We start from the raw sequence: 18,764 nt of genomic DNA, 5'->3' as shown, positions 1-18,764 counted from the left end.
CCAGGGACAGCGGCAACCGATCCGGTCGCCGGCCGGCGACCAAGGGCGCCACGGTCTGTCCGCGGCCGGCGACGGCCTCGATCAGCTCCCGCACCGACGGCGCCTCGAACAGGTCCCGCACCGAGACGTCGACACCCAGGTCGTCGGCGACCCGTGCGGCAACCCGCATCGCCGACAACGAGTTACCGCCGAGACCGAAGAACGACTCGGTCACGCTCACCCGGTCCACGCCCAGCACGTCGGCGAACACCGTCGCCACTGTCGCCTCGGCGTCGGTCGCCGGGGCGATGTACTCCCCTGCCTCGAACACCGGGGCGGGCAACGCCTTTCGGTTGAGCTTGCCGGAGCTGTTGAGTTCGATGTCGTCGAGCAGCATCCACACCGACGGTCGCATGTACTCCGGCAACGCGTCCGCCACCACCGCCTTCACCGCGGACTGCTCGATCGAGGCCGGCGCCAAATACGCGACGAGGTGTTGGCCGCCGGTCGGCGCATCGACCACCGCACACGCCGCATGCACCACACCGGGCGCCGAGGCGATGACCGACTCGATCTCGCCCAGCTCGATCCGCTGACCACGCAACTTCACCTGAAAATCGGTGCGTCCCAGATACTCGATCTCACCGCGGTCACTCCACCGGACCAGGTCACCGGTACGGTACAACCGCGAACCCGGCGCCCCGAAGGGATCGGCCACGAACCGTTCGGCCGTGAGCGCGGGGCGGGATGCGTAGCCACGCGCCAACTGCACGCCACCCAGGTAGAGCTCGCCGGGCACGCCCTGCGGGACCGGACGCAACCGCGCATCCAGCACATACGTCGACGTGTTCCACTCCGGGCGGCCGATGGTGACGTGTTCGGCTCCCGTCACGTCGACCGCGGTCACGTCGACGGTGGCCTCGGTCGGGCCATACAGGTTGACGATCTTCGTCCGCGGCAGCGCCTCGTGGGCATGGGTCGCCACCGCGAGCGGGAGCGCTTCACCCGAGGTGAGCAGCCAGCGCACCCGGTCGAGGGCACTCAACGTGTCGGCGGGGACCACGTCGAGAAAGACCGACAGCATCGACGGCACGAAGTGCACCGACGTCACGCCCTGACGTGCGATGAGATCGGCGATGTAGACCGGCTCCAGGTGCCCACCCGCGCGCGCCACGATCATCGTCGCACCCGTCATCACCGGCGCGAAGAGCTCCGGCACCGAGACGTCGAAGGTATACGGCGTCTTCAGCATCACCCGCTCGTCCGCGTTCCAGTCGAACACCTCCAGGCACCAGCGCATCCGATTCAGCAATGCCCGATGCGACACGGTCACGCCCTTCGGCCGACCTGTCGAGCCCGAGGTGAACAGGGTGTAGGCCGCATCGTCGGATCGCAGCGGCGCCGGCCGGTCTTTGTCGGTCACGGCCGGCACCGACCGGTCGACCACCCCCGATGTGTCCACCTCGATCGTCCGCACTCCCTCCGCGACGGCAGCGCGGCCCGCTCCGACGAGCACGATCCGGACGTGGGCGGTGTCGATCATGTACTCCACGCGATCGTTCGGGGTGTCCGGATCGATCGGGACATACTGTGCGCCGGCCGCCAGCACCGCATGCACCGCGACGACCATCTCCACCGAGCGGTCCAGCGACACCCCCACGGCCACACCGGGCGCCGCACCGGCCGCGATCAGTCGGCGGGCCAGGACGGCGATCCGGGCGGCGAATTCGGAGTACGTGACGGTGCGGTCCCCGAAGACCAGTGCAGCCGCGTCTGGCGTCCGGACAGCCTGCGCGGCAACGATCTCCGGTACCAGATCGTCCGGGACATCGACGACCGGTCCCACCGACCAGCCGTCGACGACGGCCCGCTCCTGCGCCGAGATGACGGCCACGTCGCCGACGGCGACGGCCGGACTCGCGACCAGGTCGGCCAACACCGACACGAAACGGTCGGCCATCCTCTCGACGCTCGAATGGTCGAAAAGATCGGTCGCGTAGACGATAGAACACGGCCAGTCTTCCTCGGCTGCAGCCGAATTCACCGTGACGGACAGGTCGAGCTGGGCCGGCACCCACGCCGGCTCGATCGACTGTACCGACAATCCGCCGACCGACTGGTCGGTGGATTCCGCCGCGGCCGCCGGATCGAAGGACAACATGACCTGTGCCAGGGGCGCGAACGCCTCGGAGCGCGACGGGTTCAGCGCCTCGACGACCGTCTCGAACGGGACGTCGGCGTGCGCGAAGGCATCGAGATCGGTCACCCGCACGTCGTCGAGCAACTCGGCGAACGTCGTCGCGGTGTCGACCCTGGTCCGCAGGACGAGAGTGTTGACGAACATCCCGACGAGCGGATCGAGCGATGCCTGGCCGCGGCCCGCGATCGGGGTCGCGATGGTGATGTCATCGGTGGCCGAGAGCCGCGCCAAGAGCACCGCGAGCCCGGCGTGCACCACCATGAACGGTGTGACACCGAATGCGCTTGCCACGACGCCGATCTGCCGGCCGACCTCGGCCGGCAACGCGAAGTGGACGCGTGCGCCGCGATGAGAGGCCACCGCGGGGCGCTCCCGGTCGGCCGGGAGTTGGAGCACATCCGGCGCGTCGACGAGCTGATCTTTCCAGAACGACAGCTGACGACCCACCACCGAGTCCGGCGCATCCGGTGACCCCAGCACGCTGTGCTGCCAGATCGCGTAGTCCGCGAACTGGACTGCCAACGGCGCGAACTGCGGTTCCAGCCCCTGCGCGCGAGCAAGATATGCGGTCACGAGATCGGTCACCAGCGGCAACATCGACTCGCCGTCGGCCGCGATGTGATGCGCGATCACCGCGAGCAGGTACTCGTCGTCGGAGACCGCGAGAAGTCGTACCCGCACCGGCCATTCGGTGGTCACGTCGAAACCGGTCGTCATCGCCGTCTCCACGTCGGACGGCGCGTCCACCACGGCCCAGTCCAGCCGTTCGGCGACGTGTGCGGCGGAATCGATCACCTGCACCGGCATGCCGTCCACCGACGGGAACGTCGTCCGGAGCACCTCGTGACGCCCGATGGTGTCGACGACGGCCGCCCGCAGGGCCGCCACGTCGAGTGCGCCGGACAGTCGCAGGACAACCGGGATGTTGTAGGTCGCGGTACCGGGCTCGTACCGGTTGATGAACCACATCCGGGTCTGCGCGAACGACAACGGGATGGGGACGGGACGCGGGCTCAGCGCGACCAGCGGTGCCAGACCCGCTCCACGCGAAGAGACCGCGGCGGCGAGGTCGCGGACCGTCGGGGCGTCGAAGATGTCACGGACCGACACCGCGGCCCCGAACTCGTCGGCCACCCGTGCCGCCACCCGCATCGCCGACAACGAGTTTCCGCCGACGGTGAAGAACGACTCGGTCACGCTCACCTGCTCCACACCGAGCACGTTCGCGACGATCGCGGCGACGGATGCCTCGGCATCGGTCGCCGGCGCCACGTGGTCGGCCGCCTCGAAGACGGGGTCGGGCAGGGCACGCCGGTCCAATTTGCCTGCGCTGTTGAGGGCGATGTCGTCGAGCAGCATCCACATCGAGGGACGCATGTACTCCGGCAGTGCCTCGGCCACCGCGGCCCTCACAGCTGTCTCGTCCACCGTCGACGGAGCCACGTATGCGACGAGATGCTGTGCTCCGCCATCGGTCCCGACGACCGTGCACGCCGCATGCACCACACCGGGCGCCGAGGCGATGACCGACTCGATCTCGCCCAGCTCGATCCGCTGACCACGCAACTTCACCTGAAAATCGGTGCGTCCCAGATACTCGATCTCACCGCGGTCACTCCACCGGACCAGGTCACCGGTACGGTACAACCGCGAACCCGGTGCCCCGAAGGGATCGGCCACGAACCGTTCGGCCGTGAGCCCCGCCCGCGATTCGTAGCCACGCGCGACCTGGACGCCACCGAGATAGAGCTCGCCCGGCACACCCGGCGGCACCAAGCGCATACGGGCGTCGAGGACGAGTGTCGACGTGTTCCACACCGGGACACCGATCGGCACCACGTCGGGCGCACCGGTCACGTCCGCGTACGCCACCTCGACGGCGGCCTCGGTGGGACCGAACAGGTTGACGATCGACACCCGACCGAGCAACCGGTGGGCGTGCGCGACGACGGGCGGCGGCAACGCCTCGCCCGAGCAGAACAACCATCGCAGCGTGCCGAGCGCTCTGATCTTCTCGGCCGGCACCACATCGAGGAACACCGACAGCATCGACGGCACGAAATGGACCGACGTCACGCCTTCACGGGCGATCAGGTCGGCGATGTAGGTCGGGTCCGCATGCCCGCCCGGACGTGCCACCACGATGGTTGCACCCGCCATCACCGGGGCGAACAATTCGGGCACCGACACGTCGAACGTGAACGGGGTCTTCAGCACCACGCGGTCGCCGGCCGACCACGGGTACCGGTCCAAACCCCACCAGAGACGGTTGACCACCGACCGGTGCGACACCGTCACACCCTTCGGGCGACCCGTCGACCCGGAGGTGAACAACGTGTACGCCGCGTCGTCGGCTCGTAGCGGCGCCGGTCGCTCCGCATCTGACACAGGAGCGACCGACAGATCCGCTGGACCTGAGCAGTCCACCGCGTGCACCGCGACGTGATCGCCGAGGGCACCCACCGAGGGCGGAACAGCATCGCCGGCGACCAGGACCACGCCGACACGCGCCGTCGCCACCATGTACTGGACACGGTCGGTCGGGATCGCGGGATCGATCGGCACGTAGTGGCCACCCGCGGCGACCACGGCATGCACGCCGACGACGAGTTCGACCGACCGATCGATCGAGATACCCACGGCAACACCGGGACTCACACCGGCCTCGATGAGCTCACGCGCCAGTGTCGAGACCCGCGCGCCGAATTCCGCGTAGGTCAGCGCGCGATCGCCGAAGACCAGAGCGGTCGCATCGGGCGTCCGCAGGACCTGTGCCGCAACAGCATCGGCGACCGAACCCGGCGGCACACGGACATCGGCGCCGACCGAACGGTCGGCAATCAGTACGCGCTCTTGCGCGGTGAGCAGGGGCACGTCGGCGACGAGCGTCTCGGGTGCAGCGGCCGCGGCGCGCAGGATCTCCAGCAGGGCATCGGCGAACACGCGTATCTGCTCGTCGGCGAACGCATCCGGCAGGTACTTGACCGTGATCGACAGCCGGTCTCCCATCGGCGAGGTGATCATGTTCAGCGGGTAATGCGTCGAATCGCTGACCACGGCTTCGCGGATGTCGAGCCCGCCGGTGAGCGCGGCGTCGCCGGTCGAGAGCGACTCGGTGTCGACCGGATACGACTCGTGCACCGTCAGTGTGTCGAACGATCCGGGGGTCTCGGTCAGCGCCATCAGCTCCGGCAGCCCCAGATGCTGGTGGTCGAGGACGGACACCTTCGCCGCCTGCAACCGTCCGAGTACCTCCGAGATCCGCGCCGACGGGTCCACGTCGACCACCGCGGGCAGGGTGTTGATGAACAGGCCGACCATCGCCTCGACACCCTCGAGGTCGGCTGGTCTGCCCGACACCGTCTCGCCGAAGGTGACCACCCGGTTACCGGTCAGCCGGGCCACCAGCACCGCCCAGGCGAACTGCAGAACCGTCGCCACGGTTGCCCCTTGGGCTCGAGCGAGCGCCTCCACGGCCGCCGTCAGCTGCGCATCGACGACCACCACGTGGTTCCTCGGCAACGACTCCCGGGTCGCCACGCTGCCCGGTGCCACCAGCGACGGGCCTTCGACAGGAGCCAGCACCGCACGCCAGGCGGCCAGACCGGCCGCGTCGTCGACGGCGGCGACGTGCTTCAGATGGTCCTCGAAGTCGCCTCCGCCCGTGCCGATCTGACCGGTGTAGGTGGAGCCCGACGCGTAGAGCGCCAGGAGGTCGGCGAGCACCAGTGGACCGGACCATCCGTCGAACAGGATGTGATGATTGGTGATGACGACGCTCACGCCGTCGGTGTCGCGGGCGAACACCACACGCAGCAGGGGCGGCGCGGAAAGGTCGAACGGTTCGACACGCTCCCGATCGGTGATCTCGCGGACTCGCGCCTGCCGTTCTGCGTCGTCGACCGCACCGAGATCGACCGTGCGCCATGGCACCCGGACCTCGTCCGGTATCACGGCGACAACCGCACCGCCCTCCGTCTGGACAAAGCCGGACCGCAGCACACGATGGTGTGCGACCAGCCCATCCACCGCCGAACGCAGTCGCTGCTCGTCGACCTCGCCGCCGAGCCGCAGCACCGCCTGGCTGACATACACGTCGACGGTGTCCTCGGCGGCGCCCGCCCCGAGGTGAGCGCGGACTGGAGATAGAGCCCCTCCTGCAGTGCCGTCAGCGGCCATACCGGCGCACCCGGATACCGCTCGGCCAGCATGTCGAGGTCGGCCTGGGTCACCCCGGAGCCCGGGATGTCCGACGGCGACAGTCCGAGATCTTCCCCCCGCGCGACGACCTCGACTATGGCGGCCAGTTCTGCCGACCAGCGGTCGGCGAGGTCCCTGACATCGTCGGCAGTCAGGATCCCGCCGGCGAACAGGAAGTCGGCCGACAGTTCCCGGCCACGGGCTGTCACGCGCGTCCCGACGTTCACGGTGACGACGTTCATCGCGGTCATCGCACCCGCCACCGACGACGGCAGCGCCGGTGCATCGACGTCGACCAGGAACGGGACCTCCACCGGTTCGGCGTCGGCGCCGCGGCCGCCGGCACCGAAGAAGTTGAAACCGATGGACGGCAACGGCCGACCGGCCAAACGCTCGTCGCCACCGAAACGGAGCAACCCGAAGCCGACACCGTGGTCGGGCTGGGCCAGCCGTTCCTCCTTGGCCGCCTTCACCGCGTGGACCACGTCGTCGGACGGGTCAACGAGCATCGGGGCGATCGTCGTGAACCATCCCACCGTTCGCGACAGGTCCGCGGTACGCGGGTCGGCGCCCTTCGCGAGCACCTCCTCGTACCGGCCATGTCCTTCCACGAGCACGCCGACCGGTGCGGAGTCGGCGATCCCGCGCGCCAGCTGCCAGGACCGGACCGCGCGGGCCAGACCGGCGAGGAGCGCATCGTTCACATGGCCCGAGAAGGCCTCCGGCACCACCGTCACCAATGCCTCGGTGACCGCCGCGTCGATCCGGTGCGGGACCGAACCAACCGTCGAGAACCGGTCGCGCACAGGGTCGATGGACGACCCGAGGTCGGTCGGCGTACCCGAGCGTGACAACCAGTGGTCGACCTCACCCGAACGGTCCGCACACCGGTCGGCCAGCGCCGCGTGCCATGCGCGTGCCGACGTCACCTCCGGCCGTACCGCCAACTCGTCTCCGGTCACCAACTGGCCCCACACGGTGATCACGTCTTCGATCAGGACCGGCCACGACACCGCGTCCACGCAGAGATGATGGATGGCCAACACCACCCGCGCGCCGTCTGTCCCCGTCACGAGCACCGCCGAGACCAGCACCCCGTTCGACGGGTCCATCCGCGCCAGTGCCGCTGCGTGCGCCGAGCGCACCGCCTCGGCGAACTCCGGCGTACCGATCGCCGCAGGCGTCGACACCCCGTCGACCACCGGCGGGTGACCCACTCCCGCGGTCTGGCACCACCGGCCGCCGGTGAACACCAGACGCGACGACAACATCGGGTGTGCGTCGGCGACGGTACCGAGCACCGCACTCAGGACGGTGGTGTCCAACGCGTCCGGCGCCACCATCACCACCGATTGCGAGAAGTCCGCGAAATCCTCAGGGGTGTCGGACAACTCCAGCATCCACGACACCACCGGCGACAGTTCCACCTCCCCGGTGGTGTCGCCTTCGGGCTCGTCGACCAACGGCAACCGATCGCCACCGGCCGCCACCGCCCGGGCCATGGCACGCACGGTCTTGTGTTCGAACACCTCGCGCGGCGACAACGAGAGTCCGGCGGCACGGGCCGCCGACGACAACTGGATGGACAGGATCGAATCCCCGCCGAGCGCGAAGAACGACTCGACGACACTCACCCGATCCACACCGAGCACCCCGGCCACCACTGCCGCCAGCGTCTCCTCCGCCGACGACGACGGCGGCACGTAATCGGCGGCCCCCGTGTCGATCACCGGTGCCGGCAGGGCCCGCTTGTCCAGCTTGCCCGCCGGGGTCAGCGGCAAGGCGTCGAGCGTTGCGATGCTCGACGGGACCATGTGTGCGGGCAGGCGTTCGGCGACATGGTCGCGCAGTACCGCGGCGTCCACCGATCGGCCGGCGACCACGTACGCCGCCAGTGCGCTCGCGACCGAGCCGCCCACCCCTATCACCACTGCCGACGACACGGCCGGATGCGATTCCAGGGCCGCCTCGATCTCTCCGAGCTCGATGCGCAACCCACGCAGCTTCACCTGGTCGTCACTGCGCCCGACGTACTCGAGCACCAGCCCGCCCGTCCCGGCGCGCCGCCACCGGACGACATCGCCGGTACGGTACATCCGCTCGCCACGGCCCGCGAACGGGTTGGCCACGAAACGTTCTGAGGTCAACGACGGACGGCGCAGATATCCGCGGGCCAGGGCGACCCCGGCCGCGTACAGGTCGCCGGGGACCCCGATGGGGACGGGATGCAACCGGCTGTCGAGCACCAGGAGACCGACACCGTCGATCGGCCCGCCGATGTGGACCGGCGACCCGGGCGTGAGGGCGTGACTCATCGCCACCGCGATCGAGGCCTCGGTCGGCCCATAGGCATTGAAGAAGGAGAGCTCCGACGACCACCTGTCGACCAATGTCTGGGAGACCGCCTCACCGCCCGACATCAGGACGCGCAGATCCGGCACCGACTCGGGCTCGAGGGTCGCGAGCACGGTCGGGGTGAGGAACACGTGGGTCAGTTGTCGGTCCCGGATCAGCTCCGCCAGCATGTCGCCACCCAGGACGCTGTCCGGCCGATACACGAAGGTCGCGCCCGACGTCGAGGCGAGGAGCCATTCCAGGATCGACGCGTCGAAACTGGGGGAGGCGAATCCGAGAACACGCGACGACGTGTCGACGCCGAAGCGGGCGACCTCCGCGACCGCGAAGTTGTGGATGCCCCGGTAGGTCACCGACACGCCCTTCGGGGTACCGGTCGAACCGGATGTGTAGATCACGTAGGCGACCGCGTCGAGCCGCGGCACGGTGGTCAGCTCGTCGGCTCGGATCGGCGAATCGTCGAGTGCACCGGCGACGTCGTCCGATCCGATGGTCTCGACCGGGCTCCACCGGACTTCCGAGGGCAGTGTCGCACGGCGGCGCTCGGTGGTCAGCCCGATCCGGACCTGCGAGTCGGTGAGCATGTGCTCGATCCGCTCGGCCGGGTAATCCGGGTCGATCGGCAGGTAGCCTGCGCCGGTCTTGGCCACCGCCCACATGGCCGTCAGGAGGTCGGTGGATCGGCCGATCGCCAGCGCGACAAGCGATTCGGTGCCGACCCCCTGGCGAATGAGCCAACGTGCGAGCTGATTGGAGCGGGAGTCCAGTTCGGCATAGCTCAGCTCGGTTCCCCGCCCGTCGGAGACCGCGACCTGATGTGGGTGCGCCCGGGCGACCTCCCCGAACACCTCCGCCAGCAGCTGCGGGGCCGCGGACGGGCCGCCCGTGACCGGGAGCAGCGCCGCCGCATCCTCGTCCGCGAGGAGGGGGGTGTCGCCGATCGGGCGGGCCGGATCGAGCGTGAGCTGATCGAGCAGACGGACCAGTTGTCCGGCCAGGTGCTCGGCGGTCCCGCGGTCGAACAGGTCGACGGCGTAGATCACCGAGCCGTGCCAGCGGTCACCTCCGTCCGCGATGCCGACGGTGAGATCCACCTTCGCCGGAACAGCCTCGACAGCAATGGAACTCACTTCCAGGCCGGCGACGTCCTCGGCGAGCACACCGCCCTGGGCGAATTCGGCGAGCACCGATTGGTCGAAGGAGAGCAGGACCTGGGTGAGCGGGGCGAAGGCCTCCGACCGTACCGGTTGCAGGTGCTCCACCACGGTCTCGAACGGCACGTCGGCGTTCGCGAACGCCTCGAGATCGGTGACCCGCACCTGGTCGAGCAGCTCGACGAACGACATGTCCGCGCGGGCCCGCGTCCGCAGCACCAGTGTGTTGACGAACATCCCGACCAGCGGATCGAGCACTCGCTGTCCACGACCGGCGATCGGAGTACCCACCGCGACGTCATCGGTCGCCGACAGGCGACCCAGCAACACCGCCAGTGCGGCATGCACCACCATGAACGGTGTCACGCCCCGTTCACGCGCCAGCACCGAGACCCGATCGACCACCCAGGTCGGCACCTCGAACGAGACCTCCGCGCCGCGCTGTGAGGCCACCACCGGACGTGGCCGATCCGCGGGCAGCTCGAGCACGTCGGGCAGTCCGGCGAGTTGTGTCGACCAGTAATCGAGCTGACGCGCCACCACCGACTCCGCGTCGTCGGCAGAGCCCAGGACCTCGTGCTGCCAGATCGCGTAGTCCGCGAACTGCACGTCGAGAGGGGCGAACTCGGGCTCGGCACCCGATACCCGCGCCGAGTACGCCGCCACCACATCGGCGACCAGCGGTCCCATCGACTCACCGTCGGCAGCGATGTGATGCGCAACGAGGCCGAACACGGCTTCGTCGGCGGAGGCGTGCCAGAGCCGCGCCCGCAGCGGCCACTGTGTCGTCACCTCGAAGCCACCCGAGATCGCTTCCTGCAGTTCGTCTCCCGAATCGACGACGGCCCAGTCCAGCCGTTCGGCGACCGATTCAGGGGCATCGACGACCTGGATCGGGACGCCGTCCGGCGCCGGAAACGTCGTGCGCAGCACCTCATGCCGGATCACCACATCCGTCAGCGCGGCGCGCAGCGCGTCCTCATCCAGATCGCCGGCGAGGCGCAGCAGCACCGGGATGTTGTAGGTCGACGCCGCCGGGTCGAACTGATTGATGAACCACATCCGCAGCTGCGCGAACGACAGGGGCACCCGGTCCGGCCTCGGTGCCACGACCGTGACGGGTGCCAGCGCCACACCACGACCGCCGACCACGTCGGCCAGGCCCCGCACCGACGGCACGTCGAACACATCACGCACCGACAGGTCGACATTGAACGCCTCACCTGCGCGCCCGACGATGCGTGCGGCCGCCAGCGAATTGCCACCGAGATCGAACACCGAATCGGCCACGCTGACCCGTTCGAGGCCGAGCACGTCCGCGACGATCTCGGCGAGGATCTTCTCGGTCTCCGTACCGGGTGCGACATATTCGGCCACCGTGAGGATCTCGGGCTCGGGCAGCGCCCGGCGATCGAGCTTCCCGTTGACGGTGAGCGGCAACTGATCGATCAGCATCACCACATCGGGCACCATGTAGCTCGGCAAGGCGCCGGCGGCGGCGATACGGATCTCCGACGGAGCCGCGTCGGCCGCCTCCTGGAGCACCACGTAGCCCACCAGCAACTCGTCACCGTTGTCGCGTTGACGGACCGCGACCGCGGCCGCATCGACACCTTCGGCGGCCAGCAACGCCGACTCCACCTCGCCGAGTTCGATGCGGAACCCACGGAGTTTCACCTGTGCGTCGGACCGGCCGAGATACTCCAGGCTCCCCTCCCGGCGGATCGCGAGATCGCCGCTGCGATACATCCGCTTTCCGTCGCCGGCGAACGGGTCCGCGACGAAGCGCCCCGACGTCAGGCCGGGCCGGCCGAGATAGCCTCGCGTCACCTGCGTGCCACTGACATAGATCTCGCCGGGCACGCCGTCGGGCACCGGACGGAGACGATCGTCGAGCACGTGAATCGTCAACGCGGGCAGCCCGTCACCTACGTCCGAACCCTTGGCCGACGCGACGAAGTCCGGATCCAGGGCCCGGAAGGTCGAGTGCACCGTCGTCTCGGTGATCCCGTACATGTTCACCAGTACCGGACCGACGGATCCCTCCCCCTCGATCCGGTCCTCGTACCAACGGCGCACCTGCGCGAAATCGAGTGCCTCACCGGCGAACACCATGTAGCGAACACTCGCCGGCAGCCGGTTGCGCGACGACGGGCGGACGGCAGCGGCCAGCTGGTAGTAGGCCGACGGTGTCTGCGAGACCACGGTGACCGATTCGGTGGCGAGCAGCTCCGCGAACTCGTCGGGGCTGCGCGTGGTCAGGAAATCCACCACCACCAGCCGACCGCCGAACAGTAGGGGCCCCCACATCTCGAAGACCGATACGTCGAAGGCATAGGAGTGGAACATCGTCCACACGTCGGCCTCGGTGAACCCGTAGTGCCGCTGAGCCGCCGACATCAGCGCGATCACGCTGCGATGCTCCACGACAACCCCTTTGGGACGGCCGGTGGAGCCCGAGGTGAAGATCATGTACGCGACCTGGCGAGGGTCGACGGCCGCGGGGAGCGCATCGGTGCCCGACGCCCCGGCCGACGTCAGCTCATCGATGGTGCTGCGCTCGACGTCGAGGAAGCCGAGGGTCTCGCGACCGTCGTGGTCGGTGATGATCAGCGACGGCGCAGCGTCGGCGACGACGAAGGAGAGGCGCTCGGCCGGGTGCGACGTATCGAGCGGCAGGTAGGCCGCGCCCGCCTTGAGGATGCCGAGGATCGCGACCATCACCTCGACGGTCCGAGGGGTGGCCAGCCCGACGACGCCTCCCTGCACCACGCCGGCGGCGAGCAGCCCGGCCGCCACCGCATCCGACCGCTGGTCGAGTTCGCGATAGGTCAGCGCAGCGCCGTCGAGGTCGGTCACCGCGACCCGTTCCGGGAACCGATGGACAGCCGAGCGGAAGACACCCGGCAACGAACCCCAGTCCGATGTCCCGGCCACCGCGTAGGCACGTCGTCTGATCTCTTCGAGCGCACCCTGTGTCGCGGTGGCGATCGCGGCGGGGTCGAGACCGTCCCGTGGGATCAGCGCCGTCACGATCGCACTCACCGCAGCCTCGGTGTCGAGGCCGCGGGCGGTGAACACGGCTGCGGTCGCACTCACACGCGTGTTGAGATCGGCGAAGGTGGTGGAACCACCGGCACCCGACAGTGCGATCGTCTCGGGTTCGATCTGCGCCGCGATGGTGATCAGGTCTCGAGTCGGCGGACGCCGCCCCCATGCCGTAGAAATGTCCACCGCATCCACACCGAACACCGTCACGTCCGTTCGCTACCTTTCGCCTTGACCGAATCCGTCGGGTCGCCACCACTGGTACCGCTGCTGCCGGACCGCCCACCGGCGATCACCGCATGGGCGCGGTCACGCAGTTCGGCCAGCAGTCCGTCGAAACCCTCCGGGCCGGATTCCGCCAGCCCGGGAACAAGCGTCATGAGAGCCATCGTCAACGCCGAATCTGCATCGGATGCAGCAGGATTCATCGCGCTGGTCATCACCTCGAGGTCACCGAAGCCCAGTTCTGCCGAACCACCGACCGCCACGGCGTCGCGGTCGATCGCGGCGGCCTCGAAGACCAGTCCGGCCAGACTCTCGTCGGCGTCGTCCGCCGGCACCGCCGCCGCGGCCACCACCTCGTCGTCGAGACGGATGCTCACATCGCCGACCACACATTCCGGGTCGGCCGCGACCGCCTCGAGTACCCGGAGGTATCGCAGAGCCATCCGCTCGATCGTCTGCCGATCGAAAAGATCGGTGGCATAGAGGAACTGGGCGCGTAGCGCGCCCCCGTGCTCGTCCCGGTCCGGGTCGTTCGGGAAAAGGGTGAGCTGGAGGTCGACCTTCGCCGATGCCAGCTCCTCGTGTACCGGCTCCACGGTGAGCCGATCGAACTGCAGCGTCGGGAAATCCACGTCCTGGAACGCCAGCATCACCTGATAGACCGGGTTGTACGACGTCGGCGTCTTGGGCAGGGTCCGGGACACGATGTTCTCGAAGGCGACGTCGGTGTGCGACATGTCGGCGAGATCGTCGTTGCGCACCCGCTCGAGCAGATCGACGAACCGCTCCCCCGCACTCACCCGGGTCCGCAGGGCCAAGGTGTTCACGAACATCCCGACCACATCGTCGAGGCTCTGCTCGCCGCGGCCCGCGAACGGTGTCCCGATCACCACGTCGTCGCGACCGGAGACCCGGTTCAGCAGCAACGCGAACGCCGCGTGGATCACCATGAACGACGTCGTGTGGTGTTGCCGTGCAACGACATCCAGATTCGCCACCACCGAGGCGGGGACCTCGAAGTCCACCGTGTCGCCGCGGAAACTGGGCGTCTTCGGCCGGGAATGGTCGTGCGGCAGCTCCAGCCGTTCGGGCGCGCCCGCCAGCCGTTCGTCCCAGTACGCGAGCTGACGCTCTTCCTCGGTGACGCCGTCGCCGTCCGTGACGGCCAGCCGCTCCGACAGCCACAGGCTGAAGTCCGCATACTGCACCGGCAGTGGCTTCCACGCCGGCTCGGCCCCCGCACTGCGTGCCGCGTACGCGGTCATCAGGTCACGGGCCAGCGGTGCCATCGACGCCCCGTCTGCGCTGATGTGATGGACGACGAACACCAGGATGTGCTCGTGCGCAGAGACCTTCAGCAACACCGCGCGCACGGGCGGTCTGGTGGTGATGTCGAATCCCTCACCGGTGACCTGGCCGATGGCCGACTCGATCGATGTCGTGACGGTGCGCTCCTCGATGGTGAGCTCACTCTCCACCACATCCGCCGGCATGATCACCTGGATCGGCTCGTCCTTGATCATCGGGTAGGTCGTGCGCAGCGATTCGTGCCGGCGCACGATGTCGGTGGTCGCGAGCTGTAGCGCGACGACATCGAGATCTCCGGCCAGACGCAAGGCCATCGCGACGTTGTAGGCCGCCGAACGGGGGTCGGCGCGGTTGACGAGCCACAGGCCGCGTTGCATGCCGGACACCCGCACCAGCTCGGCCCGGCTGCGCGCGAGCAACGGCGGGGCGCCGAGCCCGGTCGGTCCGCCTGCGAGCGCATGGGCGAGCGACGACACCGTCGGACGCTCGAACAGCAGCTTGACCGGCACCTGACGATCCAGGAGCGCGGAGAGTCGGGACGTCACCTTGGTCGCCGAGAGCGAACTGCCACCGAGGTCGAAGAAGTCCGCGTCCGCACCTACCCGATCCTGTCCGAGCACCTGACCGAAGATGCCCGCGACCACCGCCTCCATCTGCGAGCTCGGTGCGCGATAGGGTGCCGCCATCGCGAAGTCCACGGGCGGAAGGGATTTCCGGTCGATCTTGCCGGCGGTGGTGAGCCGGAATTCCTTCACGATGACCACCGCATGCGGAACCATGTAGCCGGGCAGTTGCGCCGCCGCATGTTCGAGAATCCGCTTGGGTTCGGCAGTCACGCCCTCGGCGAGACGCACGTAGGCGACCAGCACGTCGTCGCCACCCGGACCGGGGACGCCGAGGCTGACCACCTCGGTCACCAACGGGTGGTGCAGGATCGCGGCATCGACCTCGCCCGGCTCGATCCGCAACCCGCGGATCTTGAGCTGGAAGTCGGTGCGACCCACGTACCGCAGGTCTCCGGCGACCGTCCGTACCGCTCGGTCGCCGGTGCGATACATCCGTTCGCCACCCGCGAAGGGATTCGCCACGAAACGTGTCGCGGTGAGGTCGCGCCTGCGATGGTAGGCACGCGCGAGCTGCAGCCCGGACAGGTACAGCTCTCCGGGCACCCCCGCGGGCACCGGTCGCAGAGTGCGGTCGAGCACCAGGGCGCCGACCCCCGGCACCGCCTGCCCGATGGTGACCTCGTCGCCCTCGTGCAACGGACCTGCCGCGGTGGCCCAGATCGTCACCTCGGTGGGGCCGTAAAGATTGAAGAACGCCCGGCCTGCCCTCGCCCACTTGCGCATCAGGTCGGGAGGACACGCCTCGCCGACGCTGATCACGCGACTCAGGCTGGGTACGGCGGCCGGTTCCAGGGTGGCGAGTGAGGACGGGGTCATCACCGCGTGGGTGACCCGATGGCGCTCGATCACGTCGGCGAGCTCGTCGCCGCCGAACACCCCGGCAGGACTCACGACGAGTTCGGCGCCCGTGCCGAGTGCCATCAGGATCTCGAAGATGGACGCGTCGAAACTCGGTGAAGCAACGTGCAGGACACGGGAGCGCTGGTCGAGTCGGAGGATCTTCTGCTGGTTGGCCACCACGTTGGCGAGACCGATGTGACTGAGCGCGGCCGCCTTCGGCCGCCCGGTGGACCCCGAGGTGTAGATCAGGTAGGCGAGGTCGTCCACGCGGGGAGCACGGCGCAGTTCACCGACGTGCAGGCGCGCGCCGCTGTGGCCGGCCAGTTGCAGCTCCACGGCGGCGTCGTCGACCTCCAACCAGGAGACTCCTTCCGGCGCCTTGTCCCGGATGCCCGTGGACGTGAGTCCGAGCGCGGCCCCGCTGTCCGAGAGGATCTCCGCGAGCCGTGAGGGCGGGTGGCCGGGGTCGATGCTGACGAACGCGGCGCCCGACTTGACCACCGCGACCATCGCGAGCACCGACAGGTGTGAACGCGGGATGCAGATGGCGACCACGTCACCGGGGCCGAGCCCGCGGGCAACGAGTTCCCGGGCGAGTTGGTTCGAGACGACCTCCATGGTCGACCAGGTGATGGTGGATGTCCCGCTGATCGCGACCGCGGCCGGATTCGCTTGCACCACACCGGCCATCAGGAGGTCACGCATGGTCTCCGGCATCACCCGGGACTCCGCCGGAGCAGTCAGGGACGCCAACTCCTCCGCGCCGACGAGATCGATCCTGCCCACCGGCGATTCAGGAGAATCGATCATCGCCCGCAGGACCGTCTCGAGCTGCATCGACACCCGTTCGATCGTCCGGTGATCGAAAATGTCAGCAGCATAGGCGAATTCCACGTCCAGGCCGGTCGCACCCACCTGATCGGTGACCGTGACGGACAGGTCGAACTTCGCGGCGGGCACGCGGGCGTCGAGCATCTCGGCCGACTCGACCCAGTCGCCCAGAGCGGTCGCCTGACCGGGATGCATCGTCAGCGCCACCTGGAACAGCGGTGTGTGTGCCGCAGACCGTTCGGGGCGATGGCCTCCACCACACGCTCGAACGGGATGGTGGAGTGCCGCATGGCCCGGGTACGGGTGGTGTGTGACCGATCGAGCAACTCCGCGGTGGTGTCCTCCGGGCGAATCGAGGTACGCAGCACCACGGTGTTGACGAACATGCCGACCAGATCGGCGGTCGCGGGCTCGTCGCGGCCCGCGACGGCCGTGCCGATCGCCACCTCGTCGACCTCCGCCCATCTCGCGAGCAGAACCGCGAATGCCGTGTGTACGACGGAGAACGGCGTGACGTTGTGATCCCGCGCGAGTGAACGGACGCCGGCCGCGAGGTCTGCGTCGAACGCGGTGTCGACATATCCACCGTTGCCGGTCGCGACATGCGGACGCGGATGATCGGTCGGCAACGGCAGGAATCCCGGCAGCCCGGCCAGCTCCTCCTCCCAGAACGCGAGTCCCTCCCGGGCCACCGGCGTCGGATCGTCAGGCTCTCCGAGCAGGCGATGCTGCCAGATGGCGAAATCGGCGTACTGCACCGTCAGCGGCGGCAATGCCACCGCGTTGCCGGAACGGCGTCCGGTGTAGGCGACGAAGAGGTCGCGGATGAGCGGGACCAACGAGAACCCGTCACCTGCGATGTGGTGGAGGACGACGACCACGACGTATCCGGTGCGATCGCGAAGAATCCTGGCCCGGAACGGGATGTCGTGCGCCAGGTCGAACCCCCGCGCGGCCTCCGCGGCGATCGTCTCCTCGACTGCGTCGTCGACGACGGCGACATCGATGTCGAGGACGTCCATCGCCTCGGCGCGCGACAGGATCTCCTGGACCGGCTCTCCGCCGACGGACGCGAACCGCGTACGCAGGGTCTCGTGGCGTTCGACCAGGTCACCGAGTGCGCCTTGCAGGGCATCGATGTCGACGTCGCTGCCGAGCCGCACCGCTCCCGGCATGTTGTAGGTGCTGGCGACCGGATCCATCCGGTTCACGAACCACAGCCGCGTCTGCGAGTGCGACAGCGGGATGGTATCCGGACGCTGCTCCACCCGCGTCAGCTCCGGCCGGCCGTCGACCCCACCCCGCCGCGAACGCTCCGCGATCTCACCGACATCGACCGAGGTGAACACATCGGTGAGATCGATGCGCACATTGTGTTCGACCCGAGCCCGCGACACCAGACGTGCCGCCATCAGCGAATCGCCGCCGAGCGCGAAGATGTTGTCGCGCAATCCGACACGATCGGCACCGAGCAGTTCTCCGATCAGCGATGCCAGCGAGTGCTCCACCGGCGTGCGTGGCGGCTCATAGGTGATCGCCGGCCGCAGGTCCGGCGCGGGCAGCTGCTTGCGATCGAGTTTGCCGGTGGCATTGATCGGGAACTGATCGAGCAGCACGGCAGCCGACGGGACCATATGCGACGGCAGATGGCGGCGGCACCAGGCGAGCGCGGCGGCCGTACTGACCGACTGATCGTCGGAGCGCAGGTATGCGACCAGCACAGGTCCCGGCGCCAGGTCGGTCCGCGGTATCACCGCGGTAGCATCCACGCCCGGCATACGCTCGAGCATCGACTCGATCTCACCGGGCTCGATCCGCTGCCCGCGGATCTTGACCTGGAAGTCGGTGCGCCCGAGGTAGTGCAGCTGCCCGTCGGGACTCCAGCGAACCAGGTCGCCGGTGCGGTACATGCGGGAACCGTTCGGGCCCAGCGGATTTGCGACGAAACGGTCGGATGTCAGGTCGGACCGGCCGACGTAGCCGTCGGCGAGCTGGCAT

Annotated in this window: 2 protein-coding genes and 1 pseudogene (1 of these 3 cut by a window edge); all 3 read right to left on the bottom strand. The window is 68.8% G+C overall.

Annotated features, from left to right (window positions below; translation table 11 throughout):
* On the bottom strand, positions 1-6,220 hold the start of the coding sequence (locus GTV32_RS23685; RefSeq protein WP_237421985.1) for a non-ribosomal peptide synthetase. 11,780 nt of this gene lie to the left of the window's left edge; only the first 6,220 of its 18,000 coding nucleotides appear in the window; the start codon lies at positions 6,218-6,220; its stop codon lies off the left edge, out of view.
* Entirely contained in the window at positions 6,130-13,146 is a 7,017-nt protein-coding gene (locus tag GTV32_RS21690; RefSeq protein ID WP_161062073.1) for a non-ribosomal peptide synthetase, read from the bottom strand. The genes GTV32_RS23685 and GTV32_RS21690 overlap by 91 nt, the downstream gene beginning before the upstream one ends.
* Positions 13,146-18,764: pseudogene (locus GTV32_RS21685) on the bottom strand (condensation domain-containing protein); the annotation flags it as partial. The gene GTV32_RS21690 and the pseudogene GTV32_RS21685, both read right to left, overlap by 1 nt.

This window comes from Gordonia sp. SID5947 (assembly GCF_009862785.1).
GTDB lineage: Bacteria > Actinomycetota > Actinomycetes > Mycobacteriales > Mycobacteriaceae > Gordonia.
This window is presented reverse-complemented; position numbering and strand designations above follow the sequence as displayed.